Annotated in this window: 21 protein-coding genes; 7 read left to right on the top strand and 14 right to left on the bottom strand. The window is 70.5% G+C overall.

From position 1 onward, the window contains the following. Positions 1-177: 177 nt before the first annotated feature. The gene (locus tag Drose_RS35610; protein ID WP_260725598.1) at positions 178-627 is read right to left on the bottom strand and encodes a DUF6328 family protein; all 450 of its coding nucleotides are present in this window, start codon (positions 625-627) and stop codon (positions 178-180) included. Between the two features lie 94 nt (positions 628-721). On the opposite strand from Drose_RS35610, the gene Drose_RS35615 reads away from it, so the two are divergent. After that, positions 722-1,045 carry a DUF6401 family natural product biosynthesis protein gene (locus Drose_RS35615; protein WP_260725599.1) on the top strand — a complete coding sequence of 108 codons (324 nt, stop codon included), beginning with the start codon at positions 722-724 and terminating at the stop codon, positions 1,043-1,045. Positions 1,046-1,147: 102 nt separating this feature from the next. Here Drose_RS35615 and Drose_RS35620 read toward each other — a convergent pair whose 3' ends face one another. Next, positions 1,148-1,813 (bottom strand): CAP domain-containing protein, encoded by a 666-nt coding sequence (locus Drose_RS35620; protein ID WP_260725600.1) that lies wholly within the window; start codon positions 1,811-1,813, stop codon positions 1,148-1,150. A 186-nt stretch (positions 1,814-1,999) separates the two neighbouring features. On the opposite strand from Drose_RS35620, the gene Drose_RS35625 reads away from it, so the two are divergent. Continuing rightward, complete coding sequence (locus Drose_RS35625; RefSeq protein ID WP_260725601.1) at positions 2,000-2,200, top strand: PspC domain-containing protein; 201 nt, start codon at positions 2,000-2,002, stop codon at positions 2,198-2,200. Positions 2,201-2,288: 88 nt separating this feature from the next. Further along, positions 2,289-2,624 (top strand): DUF6401 family natural product biosynthesis protein, encoded by a 336-nt coding sequence (locus Drose_RS35630; protein ID WP_260725602.1) that lies wholly within the window; start codon positions 2,289-2,291, stop codon positions 2,622-2,624. On the opposite strand, the gene Drose_RS35635 is transcribed toward Drose_RS35630, so the two are convergent. From Drose_RS35635 to pdxH, 12 genes are all read right to left on the bottom strand, one after another. After that, a complete protein-coding gene (locus tag Drose_RS35635) occupies positions 2,615-4,123 on the bottom strand; it encodes an MFS transporter (RefSeq protein WP_260725603.1) in 1,509 nt (502 codons plus the stop codon). The genes Drose_RS35630 and Drose_RS35635 overlap by 10 nt on opposite strands. Beyond that, positions 4,110-4,844: an LppX_LprAFG lipoprotein gene (locus Drose_RS35640; RefSeq protein ID WP_260725604.1), complete on the bottom strand. Its 735-nt coding sequence runs from the start codon at positions 4,842-4,844 to the stop codon at positions 4,110-4,112. Before Drose_RS35640 ends, Drose_RS35635 begins: the two co-directional genes overlap by 14 nt. A 290-nt stretch (positions 4,845-5,134) precedes the next feature. Next, on the bottom strand, positions 5,135-5,599 hold the full coding sequence (locus Drose_RS35645; protein WP_260725605.1) for a DUF4442 domain-containing protein: 465 nt from the start codon (positions 5,597-5,599) through the stop codon (positions 5,135-5,137). A 27-nt stretch (positions 5,600-5,626) separates the two neighbouring features. Then, positions 5,627-6,658, bottom strand: a complete 1,032-nt coding sequence (locus Drose_RS35650; RefSeq protein ID WP_260725606.1) for a hypothetical protein — start codon at positions 6,656-6,658, stop codon at positions 5,627-5,629. Between the two features lie 55 nt (positions 6,659-6,713). Further along, positions 6,714-8,030, bottom strand: a complete 1,317-nt coding sequence (locus tag Drose_RS35655) for an ABC transporter ATP-binding protein (protein ID WP_260725607.1) — start codon at positions 8,028-8,030, stop codon at positions 6,714-6,716. A gap of 161 nt (positions 8,031-8,191) precedes the next feature. Further along, positions 8,192-8,977, bottom strand: coding sequence for a DUF4230 domain-containing protein (locus tag Drose_RS35660; RefSeq protein WP_260725608.1), 786 nt, complete (start codon positions 8,975-8,977; stop codon positions 8,192-8,194). 103 nt (positions 8,978-9,080) lie between these two features. Then, on the bottom strand, positions 9,081-10,247 hold the full coding sequence (locus Drose_RS35665; RefSeq protein WP_260725609.1) for an acyl-CoA dehydrogenase family protein: 1,167 nt from the start codon (positions 10,245-10,247) through the stop codon (positions 9,081-9,083). Between the two features lie 60 nt (positions 10,248-10,307). Continuing rightward, a complete protein-coding gene (locus Drose_RS35670) occupies positions 10,308-10,598 on the bottom strand; it encodes a type II toxin-antitoxin system VapB family antitoxin (RefSeq protein ID WP_259860041.1) in 291 nt (96 codons plus the stop codon). Between the two features lie 67 nt (positions 10,599-10,665). Further along, a complete protein-coding gene (locus Drose_RS35675) occupies positions 10,666-11,283 on the bottom strand; it encodes a nitroreductase family protein (RefSeq protein ID WP_260725610.1) in 618 nt (205 codons plus the stop codon). A 9-nt stretch (positions 11,284-11,292) separates the two neighbouring features. Then, positions 11,293-12,219 (bottom strand): aldose 1-epimerase family protein, encoded by a 927-nt coding sequence (locus Drose_RS35680; protein WP_260725611.1) that lies wholly within the window; start codon positions 12,217-12,219, stop codon positions 11,293-11,295. Between the two features lie 16 nt (positions 12,220-12,235). Further along, positions 12,236-13,483, bottom strand: coding sequence for an MFS transporter (locus Drose_RS35685; protein ID WP_260725612.1), 1,248 nt, complete (start codon positions 13,481-13,483; stop codon positions 12,236-12,238). Continuing rightward, positions 13,480-14,085 carry a pyridoxamine 5'-phosphate oxidase gene (gene pdxH, locus Drose_RS35690; protein WP_260725613.1) on the bottom strand — a complete coding sequence of 202 codons (606 nt, stop codon included), beginning with the start codon at positions 14,083-14,085 and terminating at the stop codon, positions 13,480-13,482. The genes Drose_RS35685 and pdxH overlap by 4 nt, the downstream gene beginning before the upstream one ends. 201 nt (positions 14,086-14,286) lie before the next feature. On the opposite strand from pdxH, the gene Drose_RS35695 reads away from it, so the two are divergent. From Drose_RS35695 to Drose_RS35710, 4 genes are all read left to right on the top strand, one after another. Then, complete coding sequence (locus tag Drose_RS35695; protein ID WP_260725614.1) at positions 14,287-15,393, top strand: citrate synthase 2; 1,107 nt, start codon at positions 14,287-14,289, stop codon at positions 15,391-15,393. 141 nt (positions 15,394-15,534) lie between these two features. After that, positions 15,535-16,653 carry a phosphoserine transaminase gene (serC, locus tag Drose_RS35700; RefSeq protein ID WP_260729931.1) on the top strand — a complete coding sequence of 373 codons (1,119 nt, stop codon included), beginning with the start codon at positions 15,535-15,537 and terminating at the stop codon, positions 16,651-16,653. Between the two features lie 118 nt (positions 16,654-16,771). Further along, positions 16,772-17,857, top strand: a complete 1,086-nt coding sequence (gene sepH, locus Drose_RS35705) for a septation protein SepH (protein WP_260725615.1) — start codon at positions 16,772-16,774, stop codon at positions 17,855-17,857. Between the two features lie 47 nt (positions 17,858-17,904). Next, positions 17,905-18,891: an aldo/keto reductase gene (locus tag Drose_RS35710; protein WP_260725616.1), complete on the top strand. Its 987-nt coding sequence runs from the start codon at positions 17,905-17,907 to the stop codon at positions 18,889-18,891. Position 18,892 lies beyond the last annotated feature (1 nt).

Here is an 18,892-nt window from a genome sequence, read left to right on the forward strand (position 1 = left end):
AACGTTCCGTTGACGATCCGCTCAACAGGGCGGTGTGCGCGACGGACGAGGCCAGCGGCACGACCAGCGCCGCGGCCGTCGCGGCGAGTGAGGGCGCCGCATGGAAACCCTTTGGCGGACGGCACCGGGAGTGCTCCGGCTCGACACACGGGAGGTGTCAACCCTTCTCGATGACCGCTATCGCTTGAAGGCCGGATAGAGGTACCAGACCGAGATGAACGCGACGGCCAGGGCGATCGCGACGGCGATCGCCCACGACGTGGCCACGACGACCTCGAAGATCAGGAACACCGCGCCGACGATCGACAACCAGAGAAACACCAGACCGACCCCTGCGAGGTTGCTGCTCGCCTCGACGAGTTCCTTCTTGCGCCCGCGCCGGAACAGGATGCGGTGATGGCTCACGGGAGCGATGAGGCAGAGGCTGGCGAGGGAGGTCAGGATGATCGTAGCGATGTACGTTGCCCGCTGCCCGGCGGTGATCGTGTCGAAGCGCTGGTTGAACGGCAAGGTCAACAGGAAGGCGAACAGGATCTGCACACCGGTCTGAGCGACCCGTAGCTCCTGGAGCAATTCATTCCAATTACGGTCGAAACGCTCATCAGGGGTTTCATCGCGATCCGCCATGCGGGTGCAAATACCCAGCGAAACAACGGATCGAACCTGACGATCGGCCAGCGAGGGCTGCGCCGTGTCGCGTGATCGGCTTATGGTCGCGAGCGTGAGTGCCCCCTTCGATGAGCTGACCACCGGCCGGCGCGCCTGGATCGCCCGGGCCGGCCTCAGGGAGCTCGCCACCACGATCGGACGTCCCGGCCGCGAGGCGGTGGCGGCCCGCCCGGACCTTCTGGCGCGCGTTGACCAGCACGCCGCTTCGATCCGCGAGTCGCTCGGCGGCACGCTGCTCGATCCGGTGGCGCTGGCCGGCTATTCGGCCGCCATCCGTGACGCCGCCAGCGAGGCAGGCGACACCCTGGACGACTGGTCCCAGCCGAGCTGGGCGATGCTCCGCCTGCTCGCGGTCTGCACGCTCACCGACCCCTGACACCCACTTCCGCGTCGATCATGCAGTTGTGGTGCCTGACAAACCCGGCATCCCGGGAGTGTCGAGGCACCACAAGTGCAAGATCGACGGGTTGGGGAGGGCTTAGCGACCGAAGTCCTGGGTCCAGTACGGGGTGCCGTCGGCCTTGTACGCCACGCCGACGCCGACCGCGACGCTGGAGCAGTTGAGGATGTTGGCCCGGTGCCCCGAGCTGTTGATCCACGCGTTGACCACGTCCTGCGGGGTGCGGTAGCCCCACGCGATGTTCTCGGCCGAGGCACCGGTCGTGTAGCCGGCACGGGCCTCACGCTGGACGAAGTTGCTGCCGTCGGAGCCGGTGTGCGAGAAGAAGTCTTTCGACACCATGTCGGTGCTGTGCGCCCGCGCGGCGGTGACCAGGCGGCTGTCGATCCGCAGCGCGCCGCAGCCGTTGGCGGTGCGGTAGTTGTTCGTGAGCGTGACGACCTGGTTCTCCAGAACGCTGTAGTCGGTCGGCGCGGCCGGCGTCGGCGCCGGGGTCGACTTCTTCTTTTTCTTCGCCTTCTTCTTCGGCTTCTTCGGCGTCGCCTTCGTGGCGGCCGTGAGGTCGGCCGAGAGTGTCGCACCGGCCGCCTGGACCGTGGTGACGGCGACGGGTGCGGCGGAGGCGACGGCGGCGACGGCAAGCGTCAGGCCGAGCGGGGCCACCACGAGGGCGGCGGCGATGGCAGTGGCGCGGCGGGCGAACCGGGTCACGATGGGTGTGCCTTCCGTCAGGGGCTTGGACACACCTGGCATCGGGCGCATCGCACCGGCCGTGAGCAACTCAACCGGGACGCAACGCTCGGCAACCGACTCGATACCCGTGCGGACGAATCCCTAATGGTCCGGCACCTGAAGTTCGGTCAAAGGTTGGAGGGCGGACGGCGCGGGCATTTCTACGGTTGAGGTACCCATCGATGAAGGAGTCCAGTGATGTCCAGTCTCGTCAGGCCCCGTGACAACCGTTGGATCGCTGGCGTCTGCTCGGGTCTTGCTCGGCGGTTCGGCCTCTCGCCGAACATCATGCGGCTGATCTTCATCATCTCGTGCCTGCTGCCGGGCCCGCAGTTCGTCGTCTACATCGTCTTGTGGGTGCTGATGCCGGACGAGTCGAAGGCCCGCAGCTACGGCTGAGTTGCTTCCTCGGTCGAGCGGGGTGCGGCCCGGGTACCGGGGTCATCCGGCGGGTGGCGCGGCCGAAGTCGACGGCATGTTCAGAGACATGGTCGAAGCCACCCGCCACACTGCGGCACGGGCGACGCTCAACGGGTTGATGACCTGGCTGGGCGAGGCCGGCTTGCACGCCGCCGCCTCGTCCGCCGGCCTGCGGGCCGCCGTCGACCAGCACGCGGCGGCAGTCCGGGACGCGCTCGGCGATCCCGAACGCGGGCCGAGTGTCGTCGCGCTCGCGGGGTATGCGACCGGCGTGCGCGACACGCTGATCGAGGCCGAGTGGCAACTGCCGCCGGTCGCCGAGCTGGACTGGGCGAAGGCGGAGTGGCCGACCCTCCGTCTGGTGGCCGTCTGCGCCCTGGCCCGCTCAGCCGGCTACCTCTGAGCCGGCCGCGACGCCCGTCTCCCGCCGAGGAGCAGGCCGAACGCGGCACCCAGCAGGCAGATGACCGCGGTGATCAGGAAGATTTCGCGGTACTCCGTGTGAAGCGCGTCCTGCAGGTCCGCCACGTAAGCGTCCATGAGCCGGCGCTGCTCGTCGGCGGGCTTGCCGAACACGAGCGGGAAGTCCAGCGACGCCGTCAGCTCGTGGAAGCGGTGCAGGCCCCAGGCGGTCAGCGCCGCCACGCCGATCAGCATGCCCATCATCCGGGCCACCACCACGGCCGACGACGCGACGCCGTGCTGGTCGCCCGGGGTCACGCGGAGCACGGCACCGGACAGCGGGGCGATGACGAGCCCGAGACCGAACCCGGCGATGACCAGGTGCACGTCGAGAGCGCGGGACGACAGCCCGTCGGCGATCATGAGGTATCCGGCGGCGGCGACCACCAGCCCGCCGACCGTCACCCACCGTTCGCCGAGCCGGGCGACCAGCCACCCGCCCAGCACCGCGCCGACCGGCAGCGCCACCAGAAACCGGGTGAGCACGAGCGTCGCCTGCACGCCGGACTTGCCGAGCAGCGTCTGCGCGACCAGCTCCACATCGACCAACGTCACCATGAGGGCGGCCCCGGCGCAGAAGCTCGCCCCGAGGGTCGCGAAGAACGGTCCCTTGCGGACGTCGGTGAGGTCCAGCAGCTTCGTACGGGCGCGGAGCTCCCACAGCACGAACAGCACCGCCCCGGCGGCCGCGCCGGCCAGGGTCCACGACCCCCACGGCGGCAGGATGGACCGCTCGGGATCCGGGTTGTACAACGCGACGACCGCCGCGCCCAGCACCAGCGCCAGGAGCGTGCCGCCCACGAGATCGGTCTTCCTGGTGCGGCCGCCGGCCGGCCCGCCCGGCAGCGCCACCCAGACGAGCACGATCGCGATCGCGACCAGCGGGAGGTTGAGCCAGAAGATGCCACGCCAGCCCAGCCATGTCGCGATCCCGACACCGTAGAGCGGGCCGAGCACGCTGCCCAGTTCCTGTCCGGCGCCGACCGCGCCGAGGACGGTGGCGCGTCGGTGCTCGGCCCACAGGTCCCCGGCCAGCGCGAGCGTCACCGGCAGCAGCGCGCCACCGGCCAGGCCCTGCACGGCGCGGCCGGACGCCAGCAGCCAGATCGAGTCGCCCGACGCCGCGGTCAGCGCCGAGCCGGCCGCGAACCCGAGCAGGCAGGCGACGATCACGGGCCGCCGGCCGAAGCGGTCGGAGAGCGAGCCGAGCAACGGCATGCCGGCGATGTATCCGAGCAGGAACCCGGTGACGACCGGTGTCACCCGTTCCAGCCGGTTGACCGCGATGTGCAGCGCGTCGAGGATGTCGGTGAGCACGCCGACGACCACGTAGGCGTCGAGCGCGGCGAGCAGCACCGTAGCGCCGCCGACGCCGATGGCCAGACGGCGCCGCGGCTGCGGCGCCGTCACCTCCGGCGCTGCCGGCTCACTTCGGAGCACTGATGTTCACGGTCGCGTCGAACTCCTTGAAGGTCACGGTGACCGTGCCGCCCTTCGCGTCGCCGACGGCCGGCAGGTCGAACGTCGCCTTGATCAGCCGCTTGCCGTCCTTGGCGATCCACAGCTTGCCGGGCACGCTGCCGGTGACCCCGGGCACGACGTTGGAGAGGTGCTCGGCGGGGAACTTCGCGGAGACGCGGTAGGTGCCCTGGCCCTCGACCGACTCGGCGGCCTCGGTCTTGCCCTCCGTCGCCGTGCCGATCACCTTGGCGATGCCCTTGTCGGAGTTGAGAATCGCCGACGGGTCGTAGACGGAGGCGGCGAGTGCCAGCGGGAGCTGCTGGTAGCCGCCGGTCGCGCCCTTCAGCCACACGGTCTGCCCGACGATCGTGAACGCCATCTCGGCGGTGGTCCCCATCTGCTCGACCTGCGCGGTGCCCTGGGCGCTGCCCTCCTTGGTCAGCACACCCTCGGCACGCTTGAGGGCCACGCCGGCGATCGTGCCGTCGGCGGTGATGAGGAACTTGGCGGTCTTGATGTCGCCCATCGCCGCCGCGGACTCCTTGAGCAGCCCTTCGGCGGCCGGCAGGTTGGCATCCGCCGCGTCCGTGCCGTCCTTCTTGTCGGACTTGCTGGTGCAGGCGGTGAGCGTGACGAGCACCGCGGCAAGGGCGGCGACACCGGCGAGGAGGACCCCGGGGCGGGTCTGGGTGCGGGACATACCGGCATGCTAGACCGCTCCGTGAAACGGCGGCTGTGCGCGCGCTCAGGGTGTGCGCAGGGTGTGCGCAGGGTGTGCGCCGGGTCAGCGCCCTGCCAGCAGCTCCGCCAACGCGCGGCCTGAGGCGGCCGTCGCGCCGAAGGTCGCGATGTGGACGGTGCCGCGGGGCTGGGCGGGCACGCCCATCCTCGACGACCACCGCGTCGGGACGCACGGTGAGGGAGGCGCTCAGGCCGTCGGCCATCCAGGGGTACCGGTGCGGCTCCCCGCACGACCAGGACGAGCGGCGATCAACGGTGCGGACGGATCGTCCAGACGATTGTCATCTCGGTGGTCACCGCGCCGTCGGCGCGCGTGATCTCGACCGCCACCGGAAACTCGGGGCGCACCCCGTTGCCGAGCTCGGCCAGCACCTCACCCACGCCGCGACCGAGGGTGGCGGTGGCCCGGACCGGCCCGACGGCCAGCTTCTTGTAGGCGATGTCGGCCCGGACCGCGAGCGGCGTGCCGAGCGCCAGGTGCGGGCCGAAGGCGGCCGTCACCACCGCCCCGGAGGCGGTCTCCCCCAGGGCGAACAGTGCGCCCGCATGCGGCCCGGCGACGTGGTTGTGCAGACGTTCCTCGTCGGGCAGCGTGGCGACGGCACGAATGCCGCCGCCGTCGATGATCACGTCAACGATCTCGATGCCGACGGTGCGCGCGAACGGCACCGCGGACGTGAGCCCCGCCGCGAGGGCTTTGGCGTCAACAGTCATGCCGGGATGTTACCGGCAAGTAGCAACTCAGGTGAACAGGTCGGCGATCGCGTGGACGATGTTGACGTAGAAGTTTCCCTCGATCTTGCGGAAGACCTCGAACTTCTGGTGCGGCTCGCCGAAGAACGGCCGCAGCGTCCACGCTAGCTGGGTGCCGACGAAGCCGAACAGCAGAATCCAGACGTTGAGCAGGGCCATGCTCGCCGGGCGCTCGCCGGGCGGGATCTGGTGGGGCGCCGGCCGCACCGGCGGCTGCGGCCCGACGTGCGGCGGGATCGGGTAGGCGTAGCGGCCGTCGGGCATCAGCAACGGCGGGCCGAGGTGCGCCGCAGTCGACTGGGACAGCACGGCCACCTGCGGCGCCGCGCCGTTGCCGATCGTCGCGGGGACGGCCGCCGGCACCAACTCCCCGTCGCCCTCGCCGCCCGCCGGAGCACCGGCCGGGGCCGGCGACACCGGCACACTCTCCGCGGGAGCCTCGAGCGCGGCCAGCGCGGCCGCCTCGGCCCGCTCCTGTTCCTCCCGCTGCCGGCGCTTGGCGGCGGCGATCGCCGCGGTGTGCTCGTTGAGCGTGCGCATGCCGACGGTGAGGAACCGCAGGCCGACGAAGGCGGCGAGCGTCAGGATCCCCACATTCAGGATCTTGAAGAACGAGTAGCTGAACGCGGTGATCAGAAAGAACAGGCTGATCGGCGCGAACGCGAGCGACAACACCGACGTGACGGTGATCGTCACCATGACCAGTGCCAATGCCTGCTTCACCTGCAGCCGCGCACCGAACACGAGGTTGAACAGGTAGAGCGTCGGCAGGCAGATGGCCAGGGTGGTCAGGAACAACAGTGGCAGCTTGAGCGCGGACAGTCCGGCCTGTGCCACGCTGTTGGACGCGCCGAGCACGGCTCCGTAGCAGGCCAGGGCCACTACGGAGCTGTAGAGCATCTGTCGTGTGAGCTTGCCGAGATCACGTTCCTCGCCGATCTGTCGCCAGATCGAATCCCGGTCGCGCAGAATCCGCTCGATAATGAGCAGCCCGCCGCCGGACTCGCCGTGAGTCGCCATCGGAGCTTCCCCCTACTCCGTCGAAGTTCGCCGCAGGGTATTCGAGCCAGATCACTCAGCGCCACCCCACGTCGATGCGTTGTCCCCTTTCGTCGAAAAAGTGCAGTGCTTCCATGCGCACGGCGACCGACAGCGGGTGACCATGAGTGACTGCGGGATACGGCGCGAGTCGCACCGCGAGCTCCGCGGGGCGGCGGTGGTGCCGGCCCGGGTCGCTCAGCACGCTCTCTTTCGCGCGGCGCGGACCGCGGCCGTTGACGCCGGCGCCCACGAGCTCCGCGGAACCCGACCCGCCCCGGCCGGTCAGCCGGCTGACGAAGCGGCGCAGGCCGCCGCCGTTGATCGGCACGTCGGTGGGCGGATTGCCGATCTCGTCGACGATCACGGCGGTGGCGCCGATGTCGAGGAACGCGAGCGACTCGTGGCCGTGGTGTTCGAGGTACCGGATCCGGCCGCGCAGGACGTCGCCGCTCGTCGTGTCGGGCACCGGGGTGAGCGCCTCGGCCCGGACGCCGATGACGATCCGCTCGCCGTGGAAGTGCGCGACCTGGCGCGAGCGCAGGTCGTTCCACGGCAGGTGCAGGACCTGGTCGCCCATGTGCAGGGCGATGTGCCGGTCGAGGTGCACGTAGACCTCGGCCTCGAGCAGGTTCATGCGGGGGCTGCCGAGGAAGGCCGCGACGTAGAGCGTCGCCGGCCGGCCGTACACCTGCGTCGGGGTGCCGACGTCCTGGAGGACGCCCTTGCGGAGGATGGCGACGCGGTCCGCCATGGTCAGCGCCTCGGCCTGGTCGTGCGTCACGTAGATCGTCGTGACGCCCAGCTCGCGCACGAGGCCGGAGATCTCGGCGCGCAGCTCGGCCCGCAGTCCGCTGTCCAAGTTGGACAGCGGCTCGTCCATCAGGAAGAGCTTCGGGCGCCGCACGATCGCCCGGCCCATCGCCACCCGCTGGCGCTGGCCACCGGAGAGCTGGCCGGGCTTGCGGGCGAGCACGTCACCGATGCCGAGCGCACTCGCCACCTCGGCGACCTGCTCCGCCCGGGGCTCGGCGTCGACACCGGACAACCGGAGCGGAAAGCCGATGTTCTCGCCCACGGTCATGTGCGGATAGAGCGCGAAGTCCTGGAAGACCATGGCGACGCCCCGCTCCCGCGGCGGAAGGTCGTTGGCGAGCTCGCCGTCCATGATGACGGCGCCCGAGGTGGGGTCCTCGAGACCGGCCACCATCCGCAGCAGCGTCGACTTGCCGCAGCCGCTGGGACCGAGGAGCACCATGAACTCGCCCTGTCCCACGTCGAGGTTCACTCTGTCGACAGCAACGGTGCCATCGGCGAACACCTTCATCACATCTTTGAGCGCGACGGTAGCCACCGTCACCTCCGCCCCAGGTCAGCAGATCGCGGATCAACCAGTTACCCCGAGTCAAATACTGTGATGAGAGGCACGCAGCTTGGTCCATCGGGTAAATGACCAGTGTTCAGCGTGTTACCGCGCAACTACCGTTATGGAACCTCGCGGTCGAGAACTCCCGATCAGCCCGCCGGGAAGTTCACGGTGACGGAGGTGTAGCCCAAGGCCCCCAGGAATTGCTGGAGCATCCGGCGGGTGTTCTCCTCGGCGCGCTTGCCCAGGTCGGCCTGCTTGGCGGCGTCGCCGATCTTCTGCTCGGCGAGCTTGTAGACCTCCTGGAGCCGGTTCGGATCGGAGCTGAACACGTCACCGATGCGGTTGAAGACGCCGCGCTCCTCGGAGTAGACGTAGCTGCGCTCGTTGTTGATCCGCACCGGTCGGAGCTGCGGCGCGGGCAGCGTGATCTCGACCGAGCGCCGGTCCTCGGACTCCTTCACCGCGCCCTGGCCGATGCTCGCGAAGTCGACGTACACCTCGACCGAGCCGGCCGCCACGAACAGGATGCGCTCGTTGAGCAGGAAGTCCGGAATGTACTTCCGGTCCTTCTGCACGTCGACGATGACCTCGAAGTTGCCCTCGGCCGCGACGTACTGGCTCAGGTCCTGCACCGACTTGAGCAGGGCCGGGCCGCTGCGGTCGGTCCGCTCCTGGGCGAACGGGTTCTTCAGCTCGGGGAAGAGCCCGACGGTCTTCGCGCCCAGCACCACGGCGACGACCAGACCGATGGTGGCGACCAGCCAGAAGAGCCCGCGCATCCCACCGCCACCGGCCGCGACCGGGACGACGGTCTCCTTGTCGGGACGGGGCTCGACGGGATCGGTCCGCGGGCCGGTGACCTCCGGGTATTCCGCGGTCTTGGGCTCCTTCGACGCCTCCACGGAGGCGCCGTTCTCATCGTTGCGGGCCATGCTGGACTCCTCGGGAGACTCGTCTCCCTAACACGGTAAGGGCGTCCGCAAAACGTTGCGAGTCGATCTCAGCACGCTTTGTCGACGATTCACCCCACCCGCGTCAGGAGAACGCGGCGATCCCCGTCAGCGCCTGCCCGATGACCAGCAGATGGATCTCCGACGTGCCCTCGTAGGTCAGCACCGTCTCCAGATTGGCGGCGTGCCGCATGACGGGATACTCGGCGCTGATCCCGTTGGCGCCGAGGATCGTGCGGCACTGCCGGGCGATCGCGAGGGCCTCCCGCACGTTGTTGAGTTTGCCCACGCTCACCTGCTCGGGCCGCAGCACGCCCTGGTCGGCACGCCGCCCGAGGTGCAGCGCCAGCAGGTAGCCCTTCTGCAGTTCGACGGCGGCGTCGGCGAGCTTGGCCTGGGTGAGCTGGAAGCCGGCGATCGGCCGGCCGAACTGCTCCCGCGTGCCGGCGTAGTCGAGTGCGGTGTGCAGGCTGTCGCGGGCCGCGCCGAGTGCGCCCCACACGATCCCGTACCGCGCCTCGGTCAGGCACGACAACGGCGCCTTGAGACCGCGGGCCGCCGGCAGTTGGGCGCTCGCCGGGAGCCGCACGTCGTCGAGGACGATCTCGCCGGTGCAGGACGCGCGCAGCGACAGCTTGTGGTGCACCTCGCGGGCCGTCACGCCGGGCGTGTCCATCGGCACCGCGAAGCCGGAGATCCCGTCCTCGGTCCGCGCCCAGACGACCGCGACGTCGGCGACCGGCGCGTTGGTGATCCACATCTTGCCGCCGCTGAGGATCCAGTCGCTCCCGTCGCGCCGCGCCCTCGTGCTCATCGAGGCCGGATCCGAGCCGTGGTCGGGCTCGGTCAGCCCGAAGCACCCGATCGCGTCGCCGGCGGCCATGCGCGGCAGCCACTCGTCCTTCTGCTCGTCCGACCCGAATTTCCAGATGGCGAACATGGCGAGCGACCCCTGGACGGACACGAGGCTGCGGGCCCCGGAGTCGCCGGCCTCGAGCTCGAGACAGGCCAGCCCATAGGCGACGGCACTCGCCCCGGCGCACCCGTATCCGTGCAGGTGCATGCCGAGCAGCCCGACCTTGGCGAACTCGCGCGCCAGGTCGCGAACCGGGACCTGGCCCTGCTCATACCACTCGGCCACGTTCGGTCGCACGTGGTCGTCGACCACCCTGCGCACCACGGCGCGGATGGCCAGTTCCTCCTGGGAGTGCAGCGCGTCGACGTCGAGCAGGTCCAGCGGTCGTGTCGTCACGATGCCCAGCTTAGGGGTCGTTCATGCTCGACGACGCCGCCCGTCCGGCATGCCGGGCGGCTACGCCACCAGCACCCGGGCATGGATCGACGTGCGTTGCTGGAGCGCCGCCCGCAGGGCGCGGTGCAGACCGTCCTCCAGATAGAGGCCGCCCTCCCACTGCACCACGTGCGGGAACAGGTCGCCGTAGAACGTCGAGTCCTCGGCGAGCAACTTGTCCAGGGCCAGCTCACGCTTGGTGGTGATGAGCTGGTCCAGGCGCACCGGCCGCGGAGGAATCTCGGACCACTGTTTCAACGTCAGCCCATGCTCCGGATAAGGCCGACCGTCGCGGACCGCCTTGAAGATCATGAACGTTTCACCCCCCTGACCGTGCCAGGGTACCGACCCCGTACGACAGTTCCCGGCCCGCGCGAGATCACAAATCGGTCCTGGTGCCCCACCGACCACGATGAGTGACCGTCTCCGAGGCGCGACGGCCCCGTTTCAGGGACGGGGACTTCTTGTCCTCCGCCCGGTAGCCGAGGGTGATGGCACCGATCGGCGTGTAGGCGTCGGGCACTTCGAACGCCGACCGGTACGCCTCCGTGCGTGCCGGCGGGATGCCGAAGAAACAGGCGCCCAGCCCCTCGTCGACCGCGCCGAGCAGGACCAGCAGGCTGGCCATGCCGGTGTCGATGTGCCAGTAGGGCACCGGCCAGCGGGCCTCGTCGCGGTCCGTCCAGCCCTTGTCCGGCTCGGCGTACCGGTCGAGGTACGCGTCGCGGTGGCTGTGCGGCACGATGATCACCGGCGCGCGGCCCATGCCCTCCAGCCAGTCCGACGGCAGGGCGTCCTCGGGCGTGGTGACCGACCAGAACAGCGCGCGGTCCTCGGGCGATGTCAGCGTCAGGAACTCCCAGCCCTGCGAGAAGCCGGCCGACGGGGCGTGCACGGCGTAGCCGAGCAGCTTGTCGACCAGCTCCGCAGGAACCGTCCGGTCAGGGTCGTAGTTGCGCACCATCCGCCGCCGGCGGATCACCTCGGCAAGCTCCACGATGTGAGACTAGATCCTGCGGATTCCCCAGGTGCCGCGCCAGGTGGTCCCAGGGGCCAGCGTCACCACGTCGCGCCCCGAACGGAAGGCGTCGGGCGGGCAGGTCATCGGCTCGATCGCGAGGGCCTTGCGCAGGCGGTCGGCCGGGAGCGTGTCCGACGAGTAGACCTGCCACCAGCCGAAGGAGGAGTCCGCCCAGACCGTGACACCGCGCCCGTCGGGAGCGGTGACCACCACCTGGGAGCCGCCCTCGGCATCCGTGTCCAGCTCGCCGAAGGCCGTGTCCAGGACGGTGCCGCCGAGCCGGCGCCCCTCCGTGAAGTCGTACTCGCTGCCGGCGACCCGCGCCGCGCCGATCGGCAACAGCCGCGCGTCGACCAGCAGCCGGCTGCGGGCCGGCACGCGCAGCGTCAGGTCGTCGACCGGGACGCCGGGAATGATCACGTACGGGTGGGTGGCCAGGCCGAACGGCACCGCCGTCCCGCCGACGTTCGTCACCACGTGCGACGCGCGCAGGCCGGCGTCACTGACCGACCAGGTGGTCCGCAGGCGCAGCGGCCAGGGGTACCCGGGCTGCGGCACCAGGTCGTGCTCGACGGTGACGCTGTCGGGTGCGGCGTCGACGAGCCGCCAGCGGGCCCAGTTGACCAGGCCGTGGATGGCGTTGTGCCGCTCCGGCTCGGTGAGCGGCAGCCGGTGCTGCTCGCCGTCGAACGAGAACCGCCCGTCGCGAATCCGGTTGGGCCACGGCGCCAGGACCTGCCCGGCGAAGCCGATCGAGCGCTCGTCCTCGGCGAAACCGGCGACGACGTCCTCCCCGTCGACGGTATAGCTGCGGACACCACCGCCCACCTCGACGATGACGGCCTCGTGGCCGCCCGAGGCGATCGTCCACTGTGTACCCGAAGGGGCGAGCGAAAGCTGCGCGGTGTCCATGGTCGCGACAATATCGTCAGTTTGACCGGTCGGTGTACCGGAGCAGGACAGGGAATGTCAGCCCGAGGATGACCGCGACCGTCGCCGCGGCAACGCCGCCGCTGACCCACGAGAAAGTGGCGTCGGTCACATCAGCGACGGAACCCGCCCGAAGGTCACCCAGACGTGGCCCTCCGGCGACCACGGCGAAGAAGACGCCCTGGAGTCGCCCCCGCATCTCGTCCGGAGCGCTGAGGAGCACCGTCTGCCGGTACACACCGCTCACCATGTCCGCCGCGCCCGCGACGGCCATGAAAGCCACGCACGCCCACAGCCACGGCACCGCTCCGGCCGCCGCCACCGCGAGGCCCCAGCCCACCACCGCGAGCACCAGCGCGACCCCCTGCCGGTGCACGCGCCCGATCCAGCCCGACGTCAGCCCGGCGAGCGCCGCGCCGATGGCGATCGAGGCGTACAGCCAGCCGAGCGACGTCGCGCCGAAACGCTCGTCGGCCACGACCGGGAACAGCGCCTTCGGCATCGCCAGGACCATCGCGGCGATGTCGATCGCGAACGTCAGCAGGATGATCTTCGAGCCGGCCAGGAACCGCAGGCCGTCACGGATGTCGCGCAGGCCGCCGGTCGCCGCCGTGCCGCTCGGCGGGACGCTCGGCAGCCGCAGCGCCGCCCACAGCACGACGGTGAAGAGCACGGCGTCGATCGCGTACGCGGCGGAGACGTCGAACGCGGCGATGACGACGCCGGCGCCGACAGGTCCGCCGATCGCGGCGATGTTCGACACCGTGAAGCCCAGTGTCTGGGCCGCGGCGACCTCGTTCTTGTCGATCAACGCGGGGATGATCGCCTGCCGGACCGGGCTGTTGATCCCGAAGCCGGCCGACTGCGCGGCGACCAGTACGAGCATCAGCCAGACGTTCTCCACGTGCAGCAGCGCCTGCGCGAACAGGCCGAGCGTCGTCACCCACATCAGCGACGAGCTGACGAGCAGCACCTTGCGCCGGTCGAACGCGTCGGCGATCGCCCCGCCCCAGAGGGAGAACAGGACCAGCGGGATCAGCCCGACGAAGCTGGAGACGCCGACCCAGAAGGCGGACCTGGTGAGGTCGTAGATCTGCACCGGGACGGCCACCGCCGTGAACTGCACGCCGAAGAAGGAGACGGCGTTGCCGACGAAGATGCGGCGGTACGCGGCGTGACGCAGGGGGCGGATGTCGATGGCGTGCTTACGGATCCAGCCGGCCGGCTTGCCCGCCGTGACTGTCACGGGGCGAGTCTCTCGACTCCGTGCGGGGTGAAGCGCAGGCGGTCGTGCAGTCGGCTGGTGCGGCCCTGCCAGAACTCGACCTCTTCGGGCGCGACCCGGTATCCGCCCCAGTGCGGCGGCGGCTCGATCACGCCGTCGCCGAACCGCCGCCCGGCCTCCGCGAACCGCCGTTCCAGCTCCTCGCGGGACCGCAGCACACTCGACTGCGGGCTGGCCCAGGCGCCCAACTGCGCGCCCCTGGGGCGCTTGGCGAAGTACTCCTCGGTCTCCTCGCGTGCGACCTTCTCGACGGTGCCGAGGACGATGACCTGCCGATGGAGGGCATACCACGGGAAGACGAGCGACGCGCGGGGGTTGCCCGCGAGGTCGTTGCCCTTGCGCGAGTCGTAGTTCGTGAAGAACGTAAATCCGCGCTGGTCATACCCCTTGAGCAGCACGGTGCGGGCGGACGGGCGCCCGTCGGCGGAGGCCGTGGCGAGAAGCATCGCGTTGGGCTCGGGAACGTCCGACTCGACGGCGTCGGCGAACCAGGTGGCGAACTGCGAGAGCCAGTCGTCGGCGAGAGAGTCCTCGGTGAGTTCGCCCGCGTACTCCGTACGCATCCGCGACAAATCTTGCGGTGATGTGCTGGGTCTCACGCTCACATCCTTCCTCCGCCGATGTCATATGCGTGAAGATGTGTCACGTATGACACATCTGAGCCCCCGTTAAGTCGGCAACGGCAACGCACCGGGGTCAAGATGTCAGAGAGAAGACCGGCGGGTAACAAAAAGGTTCGACACCCCGACCCACAGGAGTGCGTGATGTCCGATTTCAAGCCGGGACTCGAGGGTGTCATCGCCTTCGAATCCGAGATTGCGGAGCCCGACAAGGAAGGCGGCGCGCTGCGCTATCGCGGCGTCGACATCGAGGATCTCATCGGTCAGGTTTCGTTCGGTAACGTTTGGGCGCTGCTGGTCGACGGGAAGTTCGGCCCGGGCCTGCCGCCCGCGGAGCCGTTCCCGGTGCCGGTGCACTCCGGCGACATCCGGGTCGACGTGCAGTCCGCCGTAGCCATGCTGGCCCCCTACTGGGGACTCGGCCAGCTCCTCGACATCGAGACGGCCCAGGCCCGCGAGGACCTCGCCCGGGTCAGCGTCACCGCCCTGTCGTTCGTCGCGCAGGCCGCCCGCGGGCTCGGCCTTCCGGCCGTGCCGCAGAAGGAGATCGACAAGGCGTCGACCATCGTCGAGCGGTTCATGCGCCGCTGGCGGGGCGATCCCGACCCGCGGCACGTCAAGGCCGTCGACGCGTACTTCATCTCCGCCGCCGAGCACGGCATGAACGCCTCCACGTTCACCGCCCGCGTGGTCGCCTCCACCGGCGCCGACGCCGCCGCCTGCATCTCCTCCGGCATCGGCGCCCTGTCCGGCCCGCTGCACGGCGGCGCGCCGTCGCGGGTCCTCGGCATGATCGAGGCCGTCGAGCGTAACGGTGACGCCGAGGGATACGTGAAGGGCGTCCTCGACCGCGGCGAGCGCCTGATGGGCTTCGGCCACCGGGTGTACCGCGCCGAGGACCCGCGTGCCCGCGTCCTGCGCCGCACCGCCAAGGAGCTCGGCGCGCCGCGCTTCGAGATCGCCGAGGCCCTGGAGAAGGCGGCGCTGGAGGAGTTGCACGCCCGCCGCCCCGACCGCGTGCTCGCCACCAACGTCGAGTTCTGGTCGGCCGTCGTGCTCGACTTCGCCGAGGTGCCGGCCCACATGTTCACGTCGATGTTCACCTGCGCCCGCGTGGCCGGGTGGAGCGCACACATCCTGGAGCAGAAGGAGCTGGGCCGGCTGGTCCGCCCGTCGGCGAAGTACGTCGGCCCGAGCCCCCGCAAGCCGCAGGACGTCGAGGGCTGGGACCAGATCCCGCACGACGCGTGAGCGATCCGGAGTACAGCCGACGGGACGCATGATCCGGGTGTGACGCTCGTCGCCCTGAGCGTCAATCGCACCGGGGTGTCGGCGGCGCAGGTGGCAGGATCCGCGAGGTACCCGCCCGCCGCCGCACCCCGGAGTACCGACATGGCCGACATCCGCATCCCTGACGAGCTCAAGCCCGCCGACGGCCGTTTCGGTGCCGGCCCGAGCAAGGTCCGGCCCGAGGCGGTGCGGGCACTTGCCGGCATCGCCACCACCTACCTGGGCACCAGCCACCGGCAGAAGACGGTGCGCGACCAGGTGGCCCGGCTGCGGCGCGGCCTCGCGGACCTCTTCAGCCTGCCCGAGGGCTATGAGGTCGTCCTGGGCAACGGCGGGAGCACCGCGTTCTGGGAGATCGCGGTCTTCGGCCTGATCCGCGACCGCGCGCAGTTCGCCAGCTTCGGCGAGTTCGGCGCGAAGTTCGCCGCGGCGGCCAAGAAGGCCCCGTTCCTCGGTGAGCCGACCGTCGTCAAGGCCGAGCCCGGCACCGGCGCCCTCCTGCGCGCCGAAGAGGGCGTCGACACGTACTGCACCCCGCACAACGAGACCTCGACGGGCGTCGCGGTGCCGGTGAAGCGGCTGGCCGGCACGGACGAAGGCGCCCTGCACCTCACCGACGCGACCTCGGGCGCCGGCGGGCTCGACGTGGACGTCAGCCAGACCGACGTGTACTACTTCGCGCCGCAGAAGGCGTTCGGCTCCGACGGCGGGCTGTGGATCGCGCTCATGTCGCCGGCCGCGATCGCGCGTGCCGCCGAGATCAAGGAGTCGGGCCGCTACATCCCGGACTTCTTCGACCTGCGGACCGCGATCGACAACTCCCGGCTGGAGCAGACCTACAACACGCCGGCGCTGGCGACGATCTTCCTGGCCGCCGAGCAGGTCGACTGGATGCTCGCCGGGGGCGGCCTGTCGTTCGCGGCCAAGCGCAGCGCCGAGTCGGCCTCGATCCTGTACGGATGGGCCGAGCGCTCGCCGGTCGCGACGCCGTTCGTCGCCGACCCCGCGGTCCGCTCGAACGTCATCGGGACGATCGACTTCGCCGACTCGGTCGACGCGACCGCGATCGCCAAGGCGCTGCGGGCCAACGGGATCGTCGACACGGAGCCGTACCGCAAGCTGGGCCGCAACCAGCTCCGCGTGGCGATGTTCCCGGGCGTCGACCCGGCCGACGTCGAGGCGCTGACGGTCTGCGTCGACTACGTCATCGAGCGCCTCTGATCAGCGCCGTTTCCCGTTTCTCTCGGCGCGGCGCGCTTTCTTCCAGCTAGGGTTGCCGTACTGTGGCCGATAGGCGCTGAGTGAAGGCGCCTGCTAGCGGGTGGGACGGAGGCACGCTATGCGGCCTGTGCGATTCGTCGCCCTCTCGGAGGACGGTCAGGCGTTCGTCCTGGCCGACGAGGTGGGGCGGCTGCTCGCCCTGCCCATCGACGAGCGCGTCCAGAGCGCGCTCCGCCCCGATCACAGCCACCCGGCGAGCCCGATCGAGACCGGCGCGTCCCAGCTCGCCCCGCGTGACATCCAAGCCCGCATCCGCTCCGGCGAGTCGGCCGAGGAGGTCGCGCGGGTCGCCGGCGTGCCGGTCGACCGTGTCCTGCGGTATGCCGGGCCGGTCCTCCAGGAGCGCGCGATGCTCGCCCAGCATGCACGGCGCACCCGGCTGAAGACGTCCGAGAAGGGCGCGTCGCTCGCCGAGGTCGTCGACACGCGGCTGGGCCAGCACGGCATCGACACCGAGAAGATCTCCTGGGATGCGTACCGGCGCGAGGACGGCACCTGGCGGATCACCGCGACGTGGCCGAGCGGCAAGGCGACCGCGCAGGCGGTGTGGGAGCTCGACAAGGCCCGCCAGCTCGTCGCGCCGCACGACGACATGGCGCAGTATCTTTGCACCGAGCGGGCGCCGCACATCCTCGGCCAGGAGCCGCCCGCGCCGGAGCGCACCTTGCCGGCCCGCGGCGAGAGCAGCCGCGGCGACCTGGGCCTGCGCCCCGACGCCGTCCGCACCGGCGGTCACGAGCCGATGCGCCCGGCCGCGCCGGAGCGCCGCCCCGGCGGTCGCGCGCTGGGCAACGACCCGATCCGGGCCGGCCGTGACGCGCTGCTGGCGTCGCTCGACCGCCCGTTGGGCCGCAACGCGTCCGACGAGCCGCCCGCGGTGACGCCGCCACCGGTCCAGGGTGAGAACCGGGCCCGAGGCGCCGCCGCGCTGATCGGCCGCTCGCCGTTCGACGACGACAGCGACCAGAGCAAGGAGATCCCGGCGGTGCCGTCGCTGGCCGTCCTGCGCCCGCGCCGCAACACGACCTCGGCCGCCGCCGCGGTGGATCAGCCGTCGGCCGCGTCGGAGAAGCCCCGCAAGCGCCTGCCGAGCTGGGACGATGTCCTGTTCGGCGGCGCACCGGCCGCGCGCGAGACGAGCTGACGTTCGCCGCCCCGTGCGGTTCAAGATCGCGCGATAGGTTGGCAGTCATGGAGTACACGAACCTCGGGCGGACCGGCCTGACGGTCAGCCGACTGTGTCTCGGGACGATGAACTTCGGGCCGAAAACGGCCGAGCCGGACAGCTTCGCGATCATGGACCGCGCGCTGGAGCACGGCATCAACTTCCTCGACACCGCGAATGTGTACGGCTGGAAGCTCGGCGAAGGCGTCACCGAGCAGATCATCGGCCGCTGGCTCGCCCAGGGCGGCGGCCGCCGCGAGAAGGTCGTCCTCGCGACCAAGGTCTACGGCAAGATGCAGGAGTGGCCGAACGGTCAGGGCCTCTCCGCGCGCCACATCATCGCCGAGGCCAACGCCTCCCTCAAGCGACTACAGACCGACTACATCGACCTCTACCAGATGCACCACATCTCCCGGGCCACGCCCTGGGAGGAGATCTGGCAGGCGATGGAGGTCCTCGTCATGCAGGGCAAGGTGTTGTACGTCGGGAGTTCCAACTTCGCCGGATGGCACATCGCCGCCGCCCAGGAGTCGGCGAACCGGCGCGACTTCCTCGGCCTGGTCGCCGAGCAGTGCCTCTACAACCTCATGGCCCGCACGGTCGAGCTGGAGGTCCTGCCGGCGGCCCGCCGGTACGGCATCGGGATCATCCCCTGGTCACCGCTGCACGGCGGCCTGCTCAGCGGGGCTCTCGCCAAGCTGGCGTCGGGCGCCGCGGGACGCACCGCCGAAGGGCGTGCGGCCGAGCACCTGGAGAAGCACCGGTCGTCGGTCGAGGCGTTCGAGAAGCTCGCCGCCGAGCTGGGCACCGACCCGGCGAACCTCGCGCTGGCCTGGCTGCTCGCGCAGGACGGCGTGACGGCGCCGATCATCGGTCCCCGAACGATCGAGCAGCTCGACAACACGCTCGGCGCGCTCGGGCTGCGGCTCGACGAGGCGACCCTGCAGCGGCTCGACGAGCTGTTCCCGCCCGTCGGCAAGGGCGGCCCGGGGCCTGAGGCCTGGGCCTGGTAGT

This window comes from Dactylosporangium roseum (assembly GCF_025264685.1).
GTDB classification, from domain to species: domain Bacteria; phylum Actinomycetota; class Actinomycetes; order Mycobacteriales; family Micromonosporaceae; genus Dactylosporangium; species Dactylosporangium roseum.